Source organism: Mesorhizobium sp. M7A.F.Ca.US.005.03.2.1 (genome assembly GCF_003997795.1).
Classification (GTDB): domain Bacteria; phylum Pseudomonadota; class Alphaproteobacteria; order Rhizobiales; family Rhizobiaceae; genus Mesorhizobium; species Mesorhizobium ciceri.
In genome coordinates, this window is record NZ_RZRP01001096.1 from 1 (window position 1) to 1,744 (window position 1,744).

The 1,744-nt window shown below is 64.3% G+C and carries 1 protein-coding gene and 1 pseudogene; both read right to left on the bottom strand.

Annotated features, from left to right (window positions below):
* A partial coding sequence (gene glyA, locus EN991_RS35005; protein WP_164769622.1) for a serine hydroxymethyltransferase occupies positions 1-1,214 on the bottom strand: 1,214 nt, incomplete at its 3' end.
* Positions 1,215-1,387: 173 nt separating this feature from the next.
* A pseudogene (locus EN991_RS35010) lies at positions 1,388-1,744 on the bottom strand (Na+/H+ antiporter); the annotation flags it as partial.

Below are 1,744 nucleotides of genomic sequence, written 5' to 3' on the forward strand. Positions count from 1 at the left end.
ACCTTGAGACCATCCAGCACTTCGGCGATCAGCTTGCCGATCTCCCGGAATTCGGCCTGGCCGAAGCCGCGCGTGGTGCCGGCCGGGGTGCCGAGACGCACGCCCGAGGTGACAAAAGGCTTTTCCGGGTCGAACGGAATACCGTTCTTGTTGCACGTGATGTTGGCGCGGCCCAGCGCCGCCTCGGCGCGCTTGCCGGTGGCGTTCTTCGGACGCAAATCGACCAGCATCAGATGGTTGTCTGTGCCGCCGGAGACGATGTCGAGACCGGTTTCCTTGAGGCTGGAGGCGAGCGCCTTGGCGTTGGCGGCGACGCTCTCGGCATAGACCTTGAAGCTTGGCTTCAGCGCTTCGCCGAAGGCAACCGCCTTGGCGGCGATGACATGCATAAGCGGGCCGCCCTGCAGGCCGGGGAACACCGCCGAATTCATCTTCTTGGCGATGTCCTCGTCATTGCACAGGATCATGCCGCCGCGCGGGCCGCGCAGCGACTTGTGCGTCGTGGTCGTCACGACGTGGGCATGCGGCAGCGGCGACGGATGCACGCCGCCGGCGACCAGCCCGGCGATGTGCGCCATGTCGACCATCAGATAGGCGCCGACCGCGTCGGCGATCTCGCGAAAACGCTTCCAGTCCCAGACGCGGGAATAGGCGGTGCCGCCGGCCAGGATCAGCTTCGGCTTGGTTTCATGCGCGGTCTTCTCGATGGCATCCATGTCGAGCAGATGGTCGTCCTGGCGCACGCCATAGGAGACGACCTTGAACCATTTACCGCTCATGTTGACCGGCGAACCGTGGGTCAGATGGCCGCCGGAATTGAGGTCGAGGCCCATGAACGTGTCGCCCGGCTGCAAGAGCGCCAGGAAGACGGCCTGGTTCATCTGGCTGCCGGAATTCGGCTGGACATTGGCGAAGTTGCAGCCGAACAGCTTCTTGGCGCGCTCGATGGCCAGTTCCTCGGCCACGTCGACAAACTGGCAGCCGCCGTAGTAGCGCTTGCCCGGATAGCCCTCGGCATATTTGTTGGTCATGATCGAGCCCTGCGCCTCAAGCACCGCGCGGGAAACAATGTTTTCCGAGGCGATCAGCTCGATCTCGTGGCGCTGGCGGCCGAGTTCGTTGCGGATGGCGCCGAAAATCTCCGGATCGGCGTCGGCCAGCGTGGTTTCGAAGAAGGATTCGAATTTGTTCGACACTGCCGCTGCTGTTGCCATGGCCTGAAATCCTCGGGGTTCGGGGGCAATTTTGTTTATGCATGTCGTTGCCCAAACCGCTGTACACTTTTGGGCAACCTGCACGCGGCGCCATTAACACAGTTGTTTCCGCCCCGCCACGTTTGCCACGCGAAATTTGCTGGCCGGATTGCGCCAGCCAGGCCCGCGCGTCGTTATTTCCTCGCCTTCCGGCCCCTCAGCAATGCCTCGGTGAGCGTGATCTCGGTAAACAGCGCCTGCGACGTATGGTCGTTGATCTCGCCGCTGCGAAACATGGCGCGCACGGCTTCGCGCTCGGCTTCGATGCCCGCAAATCTCAATTCGAGCTCCAGCCTTCCGGCTTCACGCGCCTCGGCGCGGGCCTCATCGGCTTCGTCCGAGGCGGCGATGCGGCGCCGGTACCCGGCGACGATGCTGTCGGCGGCGGCAAGCCTGGCGCCGGGCACCTCGCCTCCCTCATCATCTGCGGCTCCGGCGATGCTCTCGATGCGCGCGATTGCCGCCTTGGCGGCGCCGACACGCGCCAGCCG